The sequence below is a fragment of the Bartonella sp. AC62GZZY genome (genome assembly GCF_042196525.1).
Lineage (GTDB): Bacteria > Pseudomonadota > Alphaproteobacteria > Rhizobiales > Rhizobiaceae > Bartonella.
Genome location: NZ_JBHIQN010000085.1, coordinates 1 through 595, shown reverse-complemented (window position 1 = coordinate 595; position 595 = coordinate 1). Strand labels below are relative to the sequence as shown.

1 pseudogene is annotated in these 595 nt (G+C 40.8%); it reads right to left on the bottom strand.

The features are described 5' to 3' along the window. A pseudogene (locus ACFIML_RS09295) lies at positions 1–595 on the bottom strand (hypothetical protein); the annotation flags it as partial.

The window sequence follows — 595 nt, the reverse complement described above, 5'->3', positions numbered from 1 at the left end:
CAGAAAGCACCCGATCTTCACCAGTTTTGTTGGCGATATTGATTTCGCCACCTTCTACTTCTTTACCAATATTAATAAGACCTGCATCATCCCACTTAACAAGACTGTCTCCCACGACTTTGGTAATCTCATTCTTAAGCTCTTTATGGATATTCGTGAAAGAACTACTTACGCCAGCAAAGGCATCCGCTACATTATTATAGCTTGTTTCAACGGGAGTGCCATCCGTATTGAAGGCTTTAACCGTGAAACTTGGAGCTGTCCATTTGTCATCCTCATACTTAGCGCCACCACCTAAATACTTCGCAACCTTGTCACCCAGTAAATAAAGCTGGCTACCTGTAATAGCATCCGTTGAACTTTCAGAGACTGTTCCAGCCTGAAGAAATGTAATCTTACTATTAGCTTTTTGTCCACCTTTACCATGTTTGGCTACAAATGCATGATAATCCTTGCTCCAAGACAACGAATCCTGTGCAACACCTTGCGAAACTTCTTTAATCCGTGCATTCACATTCTTGATATTCTCATCAAGACCTGTAAATGCTGAACCAATATTTTTAAACTCTGCCGATTTTATCTCTCCATCTTTGGT